The following is a 17701-nucleotide window of genomic DNA, read 5'->3' on the forward strand; positions in this document are numbered from 1 at the left end:
ACTCAAAGCGCATAGTCCACCGGCTATGCGCTTTTTCTTTTGGCCTTCTCCCAGGCAGCACTTTGCGAGCCTTTAAAATACCTTCTGATGCCGGCCACCACCGCATAGTTCATCATGCAGAAATAGTAAGGCACAAAAAGCGCCTTGATCTTGATTTTCTGCCTTTCCAGCACCCATCCCGCAAGCGCCAGCAAATAAAATGTGCCCTGAGCGACCAGTAAAAGCTGGTAGATCACGCCCCCCGAACGAGCCACGATGATCATATTGAGCACCAAAGCAAGAATCATCAAAAATGGCGTGACCGTCCACCGCAATACGCGATGGCTGATGTACTGAAATGAAAGCAACGGATCGTGAAACGGATTCAAGAGCCTTTTTAAACGAAATATGGATTGAATTCCGCCCGCGGCAATGCGTACCTTTCGCTTTAACTCCTCTTTAATATTCTCCGAGGAAAGCTCCGAGGCATACGCATCAGGCTCATATACAATGCGGTAACCCTTTTCTGCAATTTGCATTGAAATCATAAAATCGTCCAGGATCGTATCCGGCTCCACCGGACGGTACAGCGACCGCCGCACGCTGAACAACTCACCGGCCGCCCCTACCACTGAATATAGCTCGGAGTCCCATTTTTTGAGTGTCGATTCGTATTTCCAGTAAAATCCCTCGCCTGCCGTCGCATCCGAAAGTGCATCCTGCATTACCCGTTTTTCTCCTGAAACCGCCCCTACGCTGGCATCGGCATAATGCCGCGCGATCAACAACAGGGCCTCCTTATTCAGGAAAGTATTGGCGTCCGTGAAAACGACCACCTCGGTGTCCACCTCATCCATCGCCCTGTGCATGGCCAGGATCTTTCCGCTGCGCACCGGTGTATGCATCAGCTTGATTTGCGGATAGCGGCCTACCAGTTCAGGCGTCCTGTCCGAAGAACCGTCAGTGACAAAGATCAGTTTGAGCTTTCCCTCCGGATATGAAAGCCTGAGCGTGTCGGCGATCTTCTCTTCGATAATGCTTTCCTCATTATAAGCGGCAATCACAAGGGTCAGCGTCGGGAAATCCTGGTCCAGCCCCGGGGCCATCCTTTTTCCTTTGAACAGGCGGCGGATACGGACCAGCAAGTACAATACAATGCCATAGCCGAGGAAAGTGTAGAAAACAACAAACAGACTGAGCCAGAAAATGATCTCCATAAAATCAGCGGGTCAACGGGAAGCCAAGATTTTCGCTATCGGGTGAATTTTTGAAGTGCCAGGTAACCGCGCTCCAAAAAACGGGTATGAAATCGTATTCTTTATTTCTAATATACTGAATGATGTTCCGGGGTAACACGGCCAGCGTAAAGTAGCAACAAAACACAAAAAACCTGAAACCAGGCGCGTTTTTGCGTATGAACAATATGCGGTTGCGGCTCATGAAAAATTCCTTCAAAGCTGTCCGCTTGCCAACCGAGACTGATTCCTTATGATAAATCAATGCATCGAGATTGACATGGATCTCATATCCTGCCTTTCTGATACGCTCGCACCAGTCCAGTTCCTCGTAGTAAAGGAAATAGTTTTGGGCCATCCCTCCCACCTTCCGCAACGCCGCACGGCTGATCATCATCGCGGCCCCGTGCGCATAGCCAGTCGGGCCGGTGAGAAAATCATACTGGCCATGGTCCTGTTCGAACTGCCCGATACATGCATTGCGGCAAGTATAGTAATTCATAGGGGTGTAACCGGTGTATTGCAGCATTCCGGGTTGATCGAAATAGTGGATCTTGGGGGATATCATACCGATCTTGGGATTGGCTTCCATTGAATCGACAAGCTTGCCAATCAGTCCGGCAGTCACCTCCGTATCATTGTTGATCAGAAAAAGGTAATCGCCCGTAGCATGCGTAATACCGATGTTGTTCCCTCCCGCGAAGCCGGTATTCAAATCCGAGCGGATAAAAATGATGTCAGGATACTGCTTTTGCCATTCAGGCACAGGGTTTGCTTTGCTGCCGTTATCGACTACGATGATCTCCAGATTGGGATAAGTGTTAACCTCGTCCAGCGATCTCAATAAGTCTTCGGTAACCTTCGGCTGATTGAAATTCACCGTTACAATGGAAACTTTTTTCATGCGCAAAACTATGCCGCTAGGTTGCAGGGGACGAAGGAATATTTTTATTGATTTGTAGAACTATTTCAAATTTAATAATAAAAACATAGCTTTATCCAAAATCGGACGATGATCACCTGTTTTTGTAAAAAACATCCTGAATGCGCTCCTGACTGCTTTTTACGAACAAACTATCCCCAGCGTGAAACTCAACCATCTGCTCAACGACCAAAACTCCGGCGACCCTCCACACGATCCTGAAAAACAGGATATTGTGCGGGTCGAGAAAAAGGTTGCCGAACTGATCGAGCTCATCGAGCAGGCCGACGTGGACGGGCATCATTCCCGACATTTTCAAAAGCAAATTGCCGACGCTTTCCAGCGCTCGGCTGCCACTCAAAAGAAGTTCGCACCTTTCAAAGAGCTCGACCAGGACAATAACCTCTCGCGAGAAGAGCTATTGGAAGGCCTGGAAAAGTTGCTGGCCGAAAACCAGTTCGACAGCCGGATCAACACGCCCAAACATAGCTGGCTGGTCCAGAAAGGGGTCATGTTTATTCTTGCTATCCTGCTCATCATCGTCGGTTTTGCGATGATCATTATGCCGGCGCCACCCAGTTTCGAACTTTTTACGGTTTATTATTTCAATATCAACGACGGGGTTACAATTATGGACCTGGTCTCGCTACTGATTATCTTCGGTGGAGTACTTTTGTTTGTAGTTAACTTCAACAAGAGATGATCAGCTTTCCCGATCTGCCGACAACCGTTAAAAAAATCCTGCTTGTGGAGGACAACCTCCTGTTCAGTAAGGTCGTAGAACACGCACTGCTGAAAGCAGGATACAGCTGTGTATTATGCGAATCAGCGACAGACGCATTGCAGATGTTGCTTGTAGAAACGCCCGATCTGATCCTTTCCGACTATGATATGCCTGAAATGAACGGTTTCGATTTCCGGCAGGCGGTGCTTTTAAATCCTAATATCAGCGACATCCCGTTTGTTTTCCTGACATCGTTCACCGATAACAAACTGGTATTGGAAGGCCTGAACATGTCGGCGTTGGACTTCATCAACAAAGAAACGCCGATCCCGGTGATTATCAGCAAGCTGAATAATATCATCAAGACCCTTGAAAACGAACATCTCAGATCGGTAAGGGAGTTGAAGGTTGCTGCCGAAACGTTGAATGTTAAATCGATCCCGACGCACGCGCCGGCAGTGAACGGCTACCGTATCTATTGCTGGCATAAAGGATACCGCGGGTATCCGGGCGGCGATTTTATCGATTTTGTACAGGTCGACAGCCGTTTTTGCTTCGCGTTTCTTGGCGATATTATGGGTAAAAAGTGGAAAGCTTGGTTCTTCACCTTCGGTTTTCTGAGCTATATCCGCGCTGCGATCCGTTTCTGCGTACTTGACCAGGACTTCGATCTGGCCACGATCGTGCAAAAGATCAACAAGCTGATCTACCTGGATGAAAGTCTGCAGAGTATCCTTTCAAGCCTTTCGCTGCTGCTGCTCGACACGCAGACGGGCGAGGTGCATTACACGGGCGCAGGCGACCTTCCGCTGATCAGCTACGCTGCCAAGGCCGACATCACATCGACTATTCAATCTACCGGACTGCTGCTCGGCCTGCTTGAAGACGGTATGTATGATAGCCAGATAGTTTCAATGAAGGCCGGCGACCAGTTGGCAATCTTCACCGACGGCATGATCGACATCCCGTCAAACGGATCCAAAAAGAGTGATTACCCGTTTTTTGTAGAAAAAATAACCCCTTATCTGGGCAAGCCCAACAGTTTCGACCTTATCCGGACACATGTCCTTGAATTGATAGACGACAGTAACCAGATGGACGATGCGAGCATCATTTTTATAGAAAAACAATGACCCTTAATATATGATACTAAAAGTTATAGAAATAAACCGCGTGGTACAGGCCACCATCATACCGAACGAGGCAAGCCTTTCCAACGCGGACCTATTCAAGGAAGAAATGATCACGATCATCGGCAAAGGCATCCGTCTGGTGATCGTCAGTTTTGAAAATGTGAATTACATCGATAGCTCTTTCCTGGGCAGCCTGGTAGTGGCGCTGAAATACGCCATGCCGCGCAATGTCGATATTTACCTCGTATCTCTGAAACCCGATGTCAAAAACCTGCTTACACTTATCAGGATGGACAAGGTATTCAGGATATTCGACGATTTTGAGGAGGCGATGGGCACACTTAGCTAGTTTATGAGGGAGGAATCGGATCAGATCACCATAGTTTTTAAAAGTAACCGGGAGGATATTCCCGGCACGCTGAACCTGTGCCTAAACCACATCCGGCAAAAAATAAACGGATCAGCGCTCGGTGAAGACATGATGGCCAAGATCAAGTGGGTCATTATGGAACTGCTCACCAATGCGGTCAAGCATTCCGGCGAGCGGGAATCTGTTCTCAGAATCGGTTTGACCGTCGATGCTGTGATCCTTCAAAAGGAAGATTATGGCAAACCACTCGTACTCGTGGGGCAGGGCAAGAAAAAAATCATGTGGCCGCTGGACAATATGGTGCGCCCCGTGGACTTTCCCATTTACCACAATGGTATGGATTCCCTCTGTGTGCGCACAGACGAGTCGGGCCGGGCAATATTCTTTATCGAAGAACTTGCAGAACTGGAAATGCCTGCATTACTTTCTGACACCAGCGAGCATTTCGGGCTGCTTATCATGACCAAGGCTTCCGACGAGTTCGCCTATGAACATGAACCGGACACTGGTCTAAACCGCTTTATCAGCACATTTTATTTCACCCAGCCACTCTTATGAAACACCGCTTCGAAGTATTGGATATTTTTCGGGGCTTGTTTGCGTCGCTGGTGTTCCTTTTTCACCTGGGGCCATTTGCCAACACGCCGATCCTTAACAACCGCTTCGTGGAGAACTCGGACATGTTCGTGGATTTCTTCTTTGTCCTGAGCGGGTTTGTGATCGCATACAGCTACCAGTCGCTGGCCGATTGGAGACAATTCAGGCTATTTCTAAAAAAGCGGGTTTACCGCATTTACCCGCTACATTTTGTGATGTTAATGGCTTTTGTTGGGATGGAGGTGGCCAAAAATATGCTCAGTCCCTATATCAAGGTCAATAACCTGGTAAATCCTGCCAACAGCGTCTACACCTTTTTCACATCGCTTTTCCTGATCAATTCGACGCCTGTACCGGGTGTCAGCGATGTCAGCTGGAATATCCCCAGTTGGTCGATCAGTGCGGAAATGATGGCTTACCTGGTTTTCGGCAGCCTGGTGGTTTTCATTCATCGAACCCGTAAATTCCCTGCCCGCAATGCCTGGTATGGTTTGATGATCGTCATATCAATCACCGCACTTTGGTCTGTTTCCAATAGTTTCCAGATCAATTACAGCTTCGACTACGGGTTTTTGAGAGGTATTCTTGGCTTTTTCACCGGTGTACTTTGTTTTAACCTGTTCAGCAATACGCATGTGCAGGTACGGGAATGGTCGCCGGCTTTATTCTCCGTCGCGGAAGCCGTATCGCTGTTACTGATTGGCCTCAGCATTTATTGGGGGCAGGTAATGAAACCCTGGGGCGCCGTCTTTGAAATACTGTTCTTCGTTTGTATTTACACATTCTCATTTGAAAGAGGTATTATTTCAAAAGGGCTCAAAAGTGTAAAACTGCTGCACAAGCTCGGGCAGTACTCCTACTCTATTTACATGACGCACGCGCTATTGATCAGTCTCTTCAATGTGCTGTTCATTCGAATACTGAAATTTCCTCCGGAGGCATACTCCTACCTGTTTATTTTCAACTTCATTCTGATCTACTTTGTATCGGCATGGACCTACAGGCACATCGAAATGCGCTTTCAATACAAATCGCCCGAAAAAAAGCGCGAAGGAGAGATCGTCCGCAAATAGAGACCGTCAGGGATGGATCACCTCTTCGAGGTGGAAATGGATAATGTCGGCAATAGCATCGATACGGTTGTCCCAGGTGTTCTCGGCGGCAATCCTCACGCGGTTTTTGCGCAGCTCGGCATTATCGGTCCGCAATGCAAGGTCAATAGCCTCAGAAAAGCTTTCGGCGTCGGTACAGAAGGTTACCGCACCCTTGGTGAACTCTTTTAAATCAGGGTTAAAATCGGTTGACACTACGGGTTTTCCGGCACCGAGGTATTCGAAAAGTTCAAGCGGAAAGATACTGCTGCTCGCCTCATCCTTCTTAAATGGGATCAGTGCCACATCAAACCCCTTGATCACCATAGGCATATCCTTGTAACTAATTGTTCCCGGCAGATGAATGTTTACGGCCGTAAAGAGCCAATCGGGCGCAACCTCGCGGCTGACCGGGCCGGCCAAGGCGAAACTCTTATCGGGATTGGCGAATATTACTTTTCTTAGCAAATCATAATCTATCTGGCCCTCGATAGGCCCCAGATAACCGATCACCGGCCTTTTCAACGCAGCAATGGCTGGATGCACAGGGAGCTCCGGATTCAAAGCTTTGCTGCTGCGGCCCAGATCCGCAGCGTCGGCCACGAAATAGCTGTAAGGGTTATGCTTTTTATGCTCCTCATAGGACTGTTTGCTGTTGCAAATCACCAACTCGCTCTGTTTGACCAGGATATTCTCGGAAACCACCCTATGGCGCAGGTTGAACGCCAACGCCATAGGATCAAGGGAATAGTACACGCTCAACTTAGGCGTAAGACCTTCGGCCAGCGTCGGATAATGAAAGTTGGAAGCGTTGATGTAAATGTAATCCCTGACCTTACAGGCATTGAGCATGCGTTTCAGCTTTAAGCGGATCAAAAATTCATTGAATTTCAGCGCCATTCGAAACAGTCCGCCCTCCGGAAGAAAGTTCGCCGGCAACAAAATCGGCGGGATGATCACTTTCAAGTCAGGCGTATCAGTTTCAAGAAGCGAATGGCTGGTCAGCGCCAGGTGTTTTTTGCGTAGCTGGTATTCAGCCGTTTTGCGTAATTTAAAATATTCCCCTAGTGTAAAAGGATTGTCGATGTAGTACACCTTATTCTCCCGCGCCAGCAGCCTGGCGATCTTGTAGGCGGTGGGCTCCACAGGCGCGTCAAATCGGGATGAGCCAAAAATTAAGATCTGATGTCCTTTCAGTTTCATTGGCAAAGCGTATTGAATGTGTCCTCATCAGATCGCGGGCGCCTGGCCGGTGCTGCATCAGCTCTGGTTTGTTGAATCAGTAATTTAAAGAATTTTATAACACATTCCCATTAATGCGCCTTGTGAACGGTCAGCTTGCCCCACCATGTCCTGAGCAGACTAACAGCTTCGGAATAACCCGTAGTAAAGACGCTCAGGATACCGAAAGGCTGAAAACGGTTAAGCCCCCAGTAGCCGATGCCCACGCCGATGAGCGTCGGGACAACACCGGCGATGGCCACCCCGTAAATGCTGCCGGTGATGTAAATGGTCGTCACGGACGCGATAACGCTGCCCGCCAGCATGATCAGCACTTTGATGAAGTTGATTTTGGGCTGATGGATGACATCCAGCGTCAAGGCAAAAAATCGGTCGAGCGGGTACAGGAGCGCGAAGGTCATGTACAGGCGCATGATGTTTGCAGCTTCCGAATCGATGTATTTTTCACCTCCAATGATATGAATGGCAACATCGGCCAGAATGACTGCGCCTATACAGGCGGGCAGCAGCGCCATGGTGATAAGCCCCGCATAACGTTTCATGGTTTCGATCACTTTCGGCCGGTTGCCTTCATTGTAGGCAGCCGAAAGCTCGGGCATACCGGTAGCGGCGAAACTCCGCAACGGTATCTCAATGATCTCCATCAGCCGTTGCCCGAGGTTAAACACGGCAAGTGCGGCCGGACCGAGCATGAAGTTGATGATCATGGTATTGGATGTACCGAACAGATTCGAGCTCAACGTAGTACCTACCGAAAACTTGCCGAAATGGAAGATTTCCTTAATGCATGCGCTGGTGCGGTCCTTGAAGTTGCCCAGCCTGGCCCAGCCCATAACGATTGTAAAAATGCTCGTCAACGCTGCGCCACCCAGATAAGCGTAAATGATATTTTGCAGATTGGCGGTCTTGGTAAAGGCCATTACCATTACAAACAGAATGAAAAAGCCCTGACTCAAAAAACGGATGGATAAGAGCTGATCGAACCGCTGTTCGGCTTGCACTACGCAGGAAGCGATAAAATAGGGCAACGAGGCGATGTAGATAATGCCGAACCACTCTACGAACAGCACCACCGATGGGTTTTTAAACCAATCCGAAAACAAGAACGCGGGAATGTTGATCAGCGCCAGAATGCCTGTGATGGCTCCGCCGATAAACCAGGCCGAACCCACTACCTCGCGCTTCCGCGCCGGATCCGCCCCTGCGTAGAATTTGATGAAAGCCGTTGTCAGAAAGCCGGAACGGAAAGTATCAACCAGCAGCAATATCGACAAAAAGAACACCCACATTCCGATGCTGGCCACAGGCAGCGCGCGGTACAAAATGATCATATTGAGCATTCCAAGAACCGACATAATGCCGTTTCCGGCCAGCGAAAGAAAATGTTTGTTCCTTAATTTCTGTAAAAGCTGAAAGGCCATCAGGTCGTGGGCAAGATTCGAACCAAACGCAATATGCGAAGTAATTTTACAATATTTTTGCGCAAAGCAGGAATAATGTTTTAACTTTCCTACCTACTGCCCGCCGCACAGGCCAGCTTGATTGTAAAGATGTACAAAACCTACTGATGCCAGAATATGAGTTTATTGGGCTTACCTAAATGGATTCTACCACACCTTTTTACAAACAAGCGTTTCGAAGATCTCACCGAAGGTGAAATTCAGGCTTTGCGTGAACGTATCAGCCGGTTCAAGCACGAAGCTCCGGAAGTTTCGGTGGTGATCCCGGCATGGAACGAGCAGAACAATATTTACCGGACACTGTCCTCGCTTTCTGCGAGCAATACGCCCCATAAGGTCGAGATCATCGTTGTCAACAACAATTCAACCGACGGCACCCAAAAAGTGCTCGATACGCTGGGCGTGCGAAATTACCTGCAAACCGAGCAAGGTACGCCCTTTGCCCGGCAAATGGGCCTCGACCACGCCCGCGGCAAGTATCATCTCTGCGCTGATTCGGATACTTTTTACCCACCCGACTGGATCGACCTGATGGTGGAACCTATGGCCAAAGATGGGGGCGTTACAGGTGTTTACGGCAATTACGCATTCATTCCGCCGGCCGGACAAGGGCGGCTCGGCCTTTGGCTTTATGAAAAATTTGCGGGACTGATGATCCAAATCCGGAAAAAGAACCGTGAATACCTGAATGTTTACGGCTTCAATATGGGCTTTGTGACAGAAGTAGGACGCAGAACGGGCGGGTTCAGGGTAAGCGGCTCGAGGGTTTACGCCAATATTGTCGGCAGCGATTTCCAGAACGAAGCCGAAGACGGCCGCATGGCACTGAACCTAAAAAAAGAAGGCAAACTCAAACAGGTTACCAGCTCGAAAGCTACGGTTTTTACCTCGCCACGCCGCCTGCTCGACGATGGCAGCATTTCCAAGGCTTTTTTCAATCGGGCCAGGCGACAGTTGCAAGGCATGCGTGACTACCTCTCGTAAATATGATGCAGCACCACTTCCCCGATACGACCCTGCTGATTACCCATTACAACCGCAGCGGATCACTCGAACGGCTGCTGGCGACGTTCGAATCGATCGGCTGTCAGTTTGCCGACATCGTCGTTTCCGACGATGGCAGCAAGCCGGAGCATCTTCAGAAAGTACAGGCGCTGACCAGCCGTTTCCATTTCCGGCTGATAACCACGCCAAAAAACCGCGGCCTGGGCAACAATATCAATAAAGGCCAGGATGCGGTGCAATCCGAGTACACCCTCTATGTACAGGAGGATTTCCAGCCTTCCGAGATTTTTCCGGTGCATTTCAAGGACGCGCTCACATTCATGCGTGAAGACCCCAAATGGGACATCGTGCGTTTTTACGCCTACTTTGCCTACCCTACCCTGGTGCCTTTCAAGAAAGGCTATTCGGAGATGGTGTACCGGTTCTGGGATATGGACCATTTGAAATTCTACTATTACAGCGACCACCCACATTTGCGACGGAGCTCGTTTTTTGCCAAGTTCGGTCGCTACCCCGAAGGGATTAAGGGCGATTTGACAGAATATAAGATGGCCGTCAGATTTTTACAGAACAAGGGCAAAGGGCTGTTTTTCAATGATTTCACCAAATTATTTTATCAAAAAAATTCTTCCGATGAGCCCAGCACGATGGAGCGCGCCAACTGGAAACTGAGCGAAAACCCGCTGGTCAAAATTGCGCGACTGACTTATCTACGCTATCGCTGGTTGAAAAATACGCTGGACGTGGTTTTCATGAAATAGACTGCCTACATGAACAAGGAATATTTCTTCGGGGAAGTGACACTGCTCATTACCCATTATAACCGGAGCCAGTCACTGGAACAGTTGCTCCTTTCGTTTGAAGCCCTGGGATGCCGGTTCGGCGACATTGTCGTCTCCGACGACGGCAGCAAGCCCGAGCACGTCAATTATCTGATTCAGTTGCAGAAAAAGCACGAATTCAGGCTCATTACGACGCCTCAGAACAGGGGTTTGGGTAACAATATTAACAAAGGCCAGGACGCGGTGAAGACCCCGCTGACACTTTACGTACAGGAAGACTTCACTCCCACAGCGATTTTCCCGGAAAGCTTCACCCACGCGCTGGATATTATGCGGGAAAAACCAGCCACCGACGTAGTGCGTTTCTACGCCTATTTCGAATACCCCTACCTGCGCAATCCCGAGCATGGGTTCTACGAAATGGATTTCAGGCTCTGGAAGCCCGGTTACCGCAAGTTTTACGCGTACAGCGACCACCCACACCTGCGCAGGAGCAATTTTTTTAGCAAGTTCGGAAGGTACGTCGAAGGAATGAAAGGCGATGTCACCGAGTACCGGATGATGATATCATTCCTTAAAAACAAAGGCAAAGCCTATTTTTACAAAGATTTTACTGGACTGTTTGTCCAAAAAAATTCCGAAGCTGAGCCCAGCACCATGAAAAGGGATAGGTGGCGGGAAAGCGACAACTTCCTGCTCACGCAAATGAGGCACTTTTACCGGCACCTGAAATTTAATTTTGATTATCTGACCTGAATATAATCTTTGTTTATTCCGATCTTGGTGCCATCAAACCCAATGTTTCCGCCCCTGAGCTATGCCGACCCGTTCAAGAAATGACTCATTCAGATGGTACTACGCGAGCATTTACCTTGGACTGGCGCTAATCTTCGGCTCTCAGTATTTCACCTATAAAAACGTCCGCGACCTTTCGCTGAACAACGAGCGCCTCAACGTCACGATCGGCGTGCTGAACCAGACGGCCAATTTCGGCCTGGTAACAAAGGATTTCCAATCGAACATGCGCGGCTACCTGATCACCAGGAACGATGCCCTGCTAACTGACAACTACAACAAGAAAATCCAGCTCGTAGGTATTACCGATACGCTCTTCAATCTGGTCAAGACCGACCCGATCCAGACGAAGCGTATTAAAGACCTGCTTCAAATATCCAGCCAGATCGTGGCCTACTCGCAAAATGTGATTAGTATTTACCGTACCCAAGGCGCAGAGCAGGCATTTACCAAAATACAAGAAGGCGAAGGGATCAGGCTTACCAACCTGCTGACCAAGAAGATCAACGAGATAGAAGCTTACGAAAACAACAATCTGGACCAGCGGCGCAAGCTGGTTTCTGCCACCCAGCAAAATTCGGTCATGTTCATTTTGCTGACGGGCGCTGTTGGCTTCGTTCTCACAATCCTGTCGATTATATTCCTGAACCTTGATAAACGCAAGCAGCGGCTGCTGCAAAAGGAGATCAATGAGCGGGAACGCACGGTGAGCCAGTACCTTGAAGCGATCCCGGACGGTGTCATGGTCATCAACAACGAACACAGAATCGAGATCCTCAACCAATCCGGAAGGGAAATCCTAGGTGTGGCCGGCGAAAGACCCGAGACGCTTGAAGAGCAGGTAAACCGCATCAAACTGCTTGATCCAACGCGTTATCATGTCCGGTTTTCCGCCGATACTTTGCCAGTAGCGCGCGCGCTGCAAGGCGAAAAACTCACTGGTAACAAAATCGATCTGGTCAAAAACGACAAGATATACCATCTGGAAACAAACGTGCAGCCGGTAATCGGCCTGGACGGCCAGATCAAGAGCGCCATTACGGTTTTCAGGGACATTACCGAACGGGCCAACTATGAGGCGACGCTGGAAAAAGCACGGACGCTGGCTGAAAAATCGGTGCGTGTGAAGGATATTTTCCTTTCTAACGTAAGTCATGAGATCAGAACGCCACTGAATGCGATCATCGGGTTTACCAACTTGCTGCTTGGAGAAGTAACCGACCCGAAGAGCCTCGAATATGTCGGCTATATTCAATATGCAGGCAAAAACCTGCTCGAACTGATCAACGATATCCTTGATTTCTCAAAAATCGAAGCCGGCCAGGTGCATTTGGAAAAAACGCCGGTCCCGATCCGCGAACTGGTCGATTCGGTATCGGCCATTATGCACCATCGCGCCGTCGAGAAAGGCATCGGTTACGAGGCTTTGCTGAAAGACGGCCTGCCAGAGTACGTGGAAACCGACAAGCTGCGGCTTACGCAGATACTGCTCAATGTTTGTGGGAATGCAGTTAAATTCACTGAGCGGGGAAGCGTCAAGTTGCTCATAGAGCCGATCGGCGAGCCGGTCAACGATGTGCAGAATATCCGTTTCGAAGTGATAGATACCGGCATTGGCATTCCCAAGGACAAGCTCCAAGAGGTATTTAACCGTTTTGTCCAGGCCACCGAAAGTACTACCAGGGTCTTTGGCGGTACAGGGCTGGGATTGAGCATTGTAAAGTCGCTGGTACACCTTTTCGAAGGCACCATAAAACTAGAAAGCGAGCTGGGCAAGGGAACTGTTTTCACGATGGATTTTCCATTCAAGGTCGTCAAAGAAGCTGCTTTGCACGATGATATCGAGAAGGAAATAGATATCAATGCGTCCGTCACTTCGCTGCGCATCCTGGCGGCAGAAGATAATTCTCTCAATCAAAAGCTGTTAAAAGCCATTTTCGAGCGGTTGGATATCCCGTTAACGGTTGTCAATAATGGACAGGAGGCGCTCGACAAGCTGCGCCAGGAAGCTTTCGACATGGTTTTAATGGACATTCAAATGCCCGTCATGGATGGCTATACGGCCATTAAGGAGATACGACGATCGATTTCCGGCACCATACCGATCATCACGATGACCGCTCACGCGATGGTAGGTGAGAAAGAAGAATGCCTTAGCATTGGCGCCAACAGCTATATTTCGAAACCTTTTAAAGAAAGCGAACTTTTATATACTATTGCACATCTTGGAAATAAAGAGCATTACGAATTACCACAATCCCAAAACGCTACTCAGCAACCTCCACCAACTATAATGGCAGATACAATCCTGAATCTTGACTACCTCACCGAAATTACCGGGGGTGACCAGGAACTACGCGATGAACTGATCGCGCTCTTCGAAAAAGACAGCAAGGTGCAGCTCACCAATATCGATGAGGCATCGGCCGCGAACGATCTGGAGCGGCTGCGCCAGACGATTCACAAATTCCGGTCTTCGCTGTTTTCAGTGGGATTGCTCAATACTGCCAACCAGTATAAGGAGCTTGAGGCAACGCTAAAACAAGGGAATTGGACCGCCGATCTTAGCCAGAAGTTGGTCGAATTAAGGGCCGAGGCAGAAACGGGTTTAGCTGAGCTTAAAAAGCTTTAATGCAAAGCGGTCACAGGTCGGCAGCGACCTGGCCGATGGCTTTATAGATTTCCCCCACGCTGTTTTCCCAGGTATGGGAGCTGGCAAATGACCGCCTGGCTTCGGCGCGGGCGTTCGAATTTTCGGCCAGCGCAAGGTGGATCAGCCTGACGTAGTCTTCCTTGCCTTTGCCCAGATAGACGTGGTCTGCAAATACGCTCATCGCCTCGGTCGCCGTGGCTACGACGGGTTTGCCTACGGCCAGGTATTCATCGATTTTACGGGGATAGTTTCCGATTGTCACCTCGTTGAGCAGTTGGGGGTTCACACACACATCGAATGCGTTGATGTAGGCCGGCAGATCGGTGATATTGCGCGAACCGGTAAAAGTTATGTTCGAAAGCTGGTGCAGGCTGCTTTGCTGGAATTCGTTGTCCTCGGGCCCGACCAGCACGATATTCCAATCGGGGCGGCTTTGGGCGATGTATTCCAACAATTCCATATCCAGCCGGATACTCTGCAGCGCGCCTACGTAACCGATACGTGGGCGCGGGATCGAGCCGATGTCAGCAGGCTCAGCCGCCTGGTTTCCGGCCATGAAGATGTCCAGGTCGCAACCCTGGCCCACGTAAAACGAATGCGGGTTGAACTTGGCGCAATAGTTTGCCAGATAAGTCGAATTGGCCACGCAAAGGTCGCTCTTGGCAATCAGGCCCGGTTCCAGCCGGGCGCCGTGCTTGCGCCAGTAATCAACGGCCAACATATAATCGCGCGAGTAATAAATTGACAACCGCGGTTTGAGCAGGTCTTTCAGGAAAAAACTCCTGAACATATCGTTGTCATTGAAATGAATATAATCCGTAAAGCCGAGCCACTTGGTGGCGCGTGCGATCGATCCGGCAAAGAGTTGGTTATTCCTTTTGTTTAAAATATCAAACAGCATTTCCGGCAGCCAGTTAATCGATTCGATCATCTTGTCCGGATACAGCACCCAAAGATTCTGCTGTACTTCTTCCAACCCGTCGGCTTTACCGTAAACTACCTGTCTGCGTTTCGCGATCTTGGGATCATCGCCGTGTCGGAGCAGAGAGATCCGGTCCAATGGAGAATTAACATACAGTACCCTGTGGTTCTTGCTGAATTCCAGGGCAATGTTCTTGCAGTTGCTCCCGATTTCTACATCCCAGGCCTGTTGTCCGGTAATGACAATATCCATATTAAAGAAGCTAATGCCTGGGTTTGAATGTGCCCAAGCTCGTTGAGATTCGCTTTACATTTGATGGTCTTTTATCCTCTTGTCGAGCTGTTCGATCACCGCCGGAAACCGGGCCAGATCAAACTTGCGCGCAAACAATTTGCCCGAGGTGGCCATCCGTTCCAGGTCCTCCTCGGTAAGCACTTTTGGACTAGCCTGACCGTCAGACCAGTCAATATACCTCAAATTATCGTTCACGAGTGTCGAACGGAATGGTGAATTGTACAAAATAGTCTGAAAAATAATCTCATCCGGCGCCCAGGTCAGCTTAAAAAAACGGACAACCTCGGGATGCGCTTGCAGGTACTCTAAAATGTAGCGGACCGCATCTACGGTCAGGGTCATCCATTGCGAGCGCCCGACCGGTTCAAGTCCGGCTGGCATGCTGCGTTCGGGAAGCAGTTTGTTAATATATTTCTGAACCAGGTATTTACCCGGAAAATGGTAGTTGGTGAGATGATACTGGCTTAATCTGGGGATCGCTTCCGTCCACTGGTTATAGACCGGATAGTATTCCATGAAGTTCTTTCCCGAGTTCCGGGCCAAAAAATCATGGATTCCCGATGGTGATTCCAACGGGTAATCCGCGCCGCTCAGCAGATTTACGTAACCAAAATCCATCCCCGAGGCGGTAATCGCTCCAAAACCCCGGATTGTGGCTTCCACAATACTGTATGCGCCCCAGCCGACGTCCACGCGATCAGCAACCAGCGTCACTCCCGCGCTGTCCAAAAGGAAAGGAAACGAATTCAGGTCTGCCTTCCGGTCAAGATGCACGAAGCAATGCGCATTACCGCCTTGGAGCGCACCAATGAGCTTCGAAAGTTGGGCCGGCGCGGTATGTGCGAGTATCAGGTGGGCGATCTTCATAGGTTCGCTTTCCGCCGCTCCCGTTCGTCGAGAATACGGGTAATGTTTATGATTGCTGCTGCCAGATAAAAATAGATATTGGACGGAAATTGCACGAGGGCCTCCTGGGGGTAATTACCCACATTATAGGCAAACACCACCAACAGCATAGCCAGACAGTAAGTTTTCAGCTCAGGATTTTGGATCAGAAAATAGTTGTTGATCCCCTCCCTGAGAATGAAAAACATCAGCAGACAGAACAGGAAAAGACCCACCCAGCCCAGCTCGACGGCGATGCGGACATACCCGCTATCGGGGGGGAAATTCGCCAGGTACGAATTGGGGGCAAAACGCTGTCCCCAGGCGCCGGTAGCCCCCAGCCCTCCACCGATCGGATGTGTAAGAATGTAAGGCTGAATGCGTTTTTGGTTGTTTTTACGGGCCTGGAATGAAATATCGTCGTTGGGTTTGAAGGCTGTCTGGAACCGGACAATGTTGGAATTGGTCGTAGGCACAAAAATCAAGAATACAAAAAACAGCGCTGCGACCCCCGAAAAGATGATTACCTGCCGGTTGATCCGCAAAATCACAAACAATATCATTGCCGCAGGTATCAATACATACGCCCCACGCGTGCCCGAGAAGAGCATCGAGGAGAAAAACAAGGCAATCATCACCGCCAGCACGACCCTCTGCCAGGTTTTCTTTACGAAAGTGAGCAAGGCAATGCAGATAATGCTGCTAACCACCATATTATACGAAAATGCGACCGGGTCGGAGAAAATGGAAAACTTACGCCAGTGACCGGCGATGAAAAGCAGGTCGGCCACGCCCTCCGAGTCGAGCCAAGCCTGCTCAGCGGCGGAAAAACCGATGTACTCCTGCTTGTAGGCGTATAAGGCGGCGAAAAGCGCGAGCCCAAGCCACAGTTTGAGCAAAAAACGCAGAAACCGGACGGTACAGATCTGATACATAAACACGAAGTAAGTCAGCATCACGATCGCTACTGCCCGTATTGTGTATACCCATGCAAGGCGGGATTCGGCGGCCGGGTTAGCAACCTGAATTAGGTTATAAACGATCCAGATCAAAATCATTACGCTGATAGGCCCTTTGAAAACCTTCCAGTTCGGCCGCCGTTTCTGATGAATGAAAAAGCCAAGTATCAGCAGTCCCTGGATGCCATCCATGACCGTTCCGAGTGGGAAATTCACGCCAAGCCGGCCGATGAAGAACAGCAGGTAGGCAAGCATCAGCAGCACGGTTATACCGAATTCCGGAAACGCCACGATGCAGTACACCACCGGAGGGCCGAACATCAACCCCAGGATACCTACTCCGGCGATAATTCCCTGGTAGGCGATAAGCGCGCCTAAGATCAGCGAAATCAGCAGCAGAATAAGCAGCCCGGCCAGTTTGCGATCAAAAAGCGCACGCACTTTTTCGATGCGGCTCAGCCCGTCGCTGCTTTTTCCGGGAATATGTATCTGAATATCCTTCACTAAAAGAACAAAATTTTAAAAAACCAGATAAATGCGCTCACCAACGCCAGCAACAATGCAGCCTGACGTATTTTCTGCTGCATGGGCGTAAGCTCGTTGAAGCTCCGTTTTTGCCTGCTGACCTTTTTATCGGGATAAATTTTCATAGT

General features: G+C 49.5%; 17 protein-coding genes. 9 read left to right on the plus strand and 8 right to left on the minus strand.

Annotation, left to right across the window (positions count from 1 at the left end; genetic code table 11):
* Window positions 1–23: 23 nt before the first annotated feature.
* Together AAHB90_RS14100 and AAHB90_RS14105 are read right to left on the minus strand one after the other, a co-directional pair.
* Window positions 24–1196, minus strand: a complete 1173-nt coding sequence (locus AAHB90_RS14100) for a glycosyltransferase family 2 protein (protein WP_342085840.1) — start codon at window positions 1194–1196, stop codon at window positions 24–26.
* A 4-nt stretch (window positions 1197–1200) separates the two neighbouring features.
* On the minus strand, window positions 1201–2118 hold the full coding sequence (locus AAHB90_RS14105; protein ID WP_342085841.1) for a glycosyltransferase family 2 protein: 918 nt from the start codon (window positions 2116–2118) through the stop codon (window positions 1201–1203).
* 181 nt (window positions 2119–2299) lie between these two features.
* Here AAHB90_RS14105 and AAHB90_RS14110 point away from each other — a divergent pair, with 181 nt between their 5' ends.
* From AAHB90_RS14110 to AAHB90_RS14130, 5 genes are read left to right on the plus strand one after another with little or no spacing between them, the layout of a single operon-like run.
* Entirely contained in the window at window positions 2300–2839 is a 540-nt protein-coding gene (locus AAHB90_RS14110) for a hypothetical protein (protein ID WP_342085842.1), read from the plus strand.
* Window positions 2836–3993: a response regulator gene (locus AAHB90_RS14115; RefSeq protein WP_342085843.1), complete on the plus strand. Its 1158-nt coding sequence runs from the start codon at window positions 2836–2838 to the stop codon at window positions 3991–3993. The genes AAHB90_RS14110 and AAHB90_RS14115 overlap by 4 nt, the downstream gene beginning before the upstream one ends.
* 10 nt (window positions 3994–4003) lie before the next feature.
* Window positions 4004–4342, plus strand: a complete 339-nt coding sequence (locus AAHB90_RS14120) for an STAS domain-containing protein (protein WP_342085844.1) — start codon at window positions 4004–4006, stop codon at window positions 4340–4342.
* Window positions 4343–4345: 3 nt separating this feature from the next.
* Window positions 4346–4921: an ATP-binding protein gene (locus tag AAHB90_RS14125; protein WP_342085845.1), complete on the plus strand. Its 576-nt coding sequence runs from the start codon at window positions 4346–4348 to the stop codon at window positions 4919–4921.
* Window positions 4918–6033, plus strand: a complete 1116-nt coding sequence (locus tag AAHB90_RS14130; RefSeq protein WP_342085846.1) for an acyltransferase family protein — start codon at window positions 4918–4920, stop codon at window positions 6031–6033. The genes AAHB90_RS14125 and AAHB90_RS14130 overlap by 4 nt, the downstream gene beginning before the upstream one ends.
* Window positions 6034–6039: 6 nt before the next feature.
* Here the strand turns inward: AAHB90_RS14130 and AAHB90_RS14135 are convergent, their stop codons facing one another.
* Complete coding sequence (locus AAHB90_RS14135) at window positions 6040–7254, minus strand: glycosyltransferase family protein (RefSeq protein ID WP_342085847.1); 1215 nt, start codon at window positions 7252–7254, stop codon at window positions 6040–6042.
* A 110-nt stretch (window positions 7255–7364) separates the two neighbouring features.
* Window positions 7365–8714, minus strand: coding sequence for a lipopolysaccharide biosynthesis protein (locus AAHB90_RS14140; protein WP_342085848.1), 1350 nt, complete (start codon window positions 8712–8714; stop codon window positions 7365–7367).
* Between the two features lie 156 nt (window positions 8715–8870).
* Here AAHB90_RS14140 and AAHB90_RS14145 point away from each other — a divergent pair, with 156 nt between their 5' ends.
* The 4 genes from AAHB90_RS14145 (at window position 8871) to AAHB90_RS14160 (ending at window position 13967) form a co-directional block, all read left to right on the plus strand.
* Window positions 8871–9737, plus strand: coding sequence for a glycosyltransferase family 2 protein (locus tag AAHB90_RS14145; RefSeq protein WP_342085849.1), 867 nt, complete (start codon window positions 8871–8873; stop codon window positions 9735–9737).
* A gap of 5 nt (window positions 9738–9742) precedes the next feature.
* Window positions 9743–10519, plus strand: coding sequence for a glycosyltransferase family 2 protein (locus AAHB90_RS14150; protein WP_342085945.1), 777 nt, complete (start codon window positions 9743–9745; stop codon window positions 10517–10519).
* A 9-nt stretch (window positions 10520–10528) separates the two neighbouring features.
* On the plus strand, window positions 10529–11296 hold the full coding sequence (locus AAHB90_RS14155) for a glycosyltransferase (RefSeq protein WP_342085850.1): 768 nt from the start codon (window positions 10529–10531) through the stop codon (window positions 11294–11296).
* A gap of 61 nt (window positions 11297–11357) precedes the next feature.
* A complete protein-coding gene (locus AAHB90_RS14160; RefSeq protein WP_342085851.1) occupies window positions 11358–13967 on the plus strand; it encodes a response regulator in 2610 nt (869 codons plus the stop codon).
* Between the two features lie 10 nt (window positions 13968–13977).
* Here AAHB90_RS14160 and AAHB90_RS14165 read toward each other — a convergent pair whose 3' ends face one another.
* Genes AAHB90_RS14165 through AAHB90_RS14180 form a run of 4 tightly spaced genes read right to left on the minus strand, consistent with a single transcriptional unit; the run spans window position 13978 to window position 17698 of the window.
* On the minus strand, window positions 13978–15162 hold the full coding sequence (locus tag AAHB90_RS14165; protein WP_342085852.1) for a glycosyltransferase: 1185 nt from the start codon (window positions 15160–15162) through the stop codon (window positions 13978–13980).
* Window positions 15163–15216: 54 nt separating this feature from the next.
* On the minus strand, window positions 15217–16071 hold the full coding sequence (locus AAHB90_RS14170) for a beta-1,6-N-acetylglucosaminyltransferase (protein ID WP_342085853.1): 855 nt from the start codon (window positions 16069–16071) through the stop codon (window positions 15217–15219).
* A complete protein-coding gene (locus AAHB90_RS14175; RefSeq protein WP_342085854.1) occupies window positions 16068–17552 on the minus strand; it encodes an O-antigen ligase family protein in 1485 nt (494 codons plus the stop codon). The genes AAHB90_RS14170 and AAHB90_RS14175 overlap by 4 nt, the downstream gene beginning before the upstream one ends.
* Window positions 17552–17698, minus strand: coding sequence for a hypothetical protein (locus tag AAHB90_RS14180; protein ID WP_342085855.1), 147 nt, complete (start codon window positions 17696–17698; stop codon window positions 17552–17554). The genes AAHB90_RS14175 and AAHB90_RS14180 overlap by 1 nt, the downstream gene beginning before the upstream one ends.
* Between the last annotated feature and the right edge of the window lie 3 nt (window positions 17699–17701).

The organism is Dyadobacter sp. OTU695 (assembly GCF_038440355.1).
GTDB lineage: Bacteria > Bacteroidota > Bacteroidia > Cytophagales > Spirosomataceae > Dyadobacter.

Bases quoted from the DNA above. Each gene is read 5' to 3' on its own strand.
- AAHB90_RS14100 (WP_342085840.1), bottom strand. From the start codon at position 1,196: ATGGAGATCATTTTCTGGCTCAGTCTGTTTGTTGTTTTCTACACTTTC.
- AAHB90_RS14105 (WP_342085841.1), bottom strand. From the start codon at position 2,118: ATGAAAAAAGTTTCCATTGTAACGGTGAATTTCAATCAGCCGAAGGTT.
- AAHB90_RS14115 (WP_342085843.1), top strand. From the start codon at position 2,836: ATGATCAGCTTTCCCGATCTGCCGACAACCGTTAAAAAAATCCTGCTT.
- AAHB90_RS14120 (WP_342085844.1), top strand. From the start codon at position 4,004: ATGATACTAAAAGTTATAGAAATAAACCGCGTGGTACAGGCCACCATC.
- AAHB90_RS14125 (WP_342085845.1), top strand. From the start codon at position 4,346: ATGAGGGAGGAATCGGATCAGATCACCATAGTTTTTAAAAGTAACCGG.
- AAHB90_RS14130 (WP_342085846.1), top strand. From the start codon at position 4,918: ATGAAACACCGCTTCGAAGTATTGGATATTTTTCGGGGCTTGTTTGCG.
- AAHB90_RS14135 (WP_342085847.1), bottom strand. From the start codon at position 7,254: ATGAAACTGAAAGGACATCAGATCTTAATTTTTGGCTCATCCCGATTT.
- AAHB90_RS14140 (WP_342085848.1), bottom strand. From the start codon at position 8,714: ATGGCCTTTCAGCTTTTACAGAAATTAAGGAACAAACATTTTCTTTCG.
- AAHB90_RS14145 (WP_342085849.1), top strand. From the start codon at position 8,871: ATGAGTTTATTGGGCTTACCTAAATGGATTCTACCACACCTTTTTACA.
- AAHB90_RS14150 (WP_342085945.1), top strand. From the start codon at position 9,743: ATGCAGCACCACTTCCCCGATACGACCCTGCTGATTACCCATTACAAC.
- AAHB90_RS14155 (WP_342085850.1), top strand. From the start codon at position 10,529: ATGAACAAGGAATATTTCTTCGGGGAAGTGACACTGCTCATTACCCAT.
- AAHB90_RS14160 (WP_342085851.1), top strand. From the start codon at position 11,358: ATGCCGACCCGTTCAAGAAATGACTCATTCAGATGGTACTACGCGAGC.
- AAHB90_RS14165 (WP_342085852.1), bottom strand. From the start codon at position 15,162: ATGGATATTGTCATTACCGGACAACAGGCCTGGGATGTAGAAATCGGG.
- AAHB90_RS14170 (WP_342085853.1), bottom strand. From the start codon at position 16,071: ATGAAGATCGCCCACCTGATACTCGCACATACCGCGCCGGCCCAACTT.
- AAHB90_RS14180 (WP_342085855.1), bottom strand. From the start codon at position 17,698: ATGAAAATTTATCCCGATAAAAAGGTCAGCAGGCAAAAACGGAGCTTC.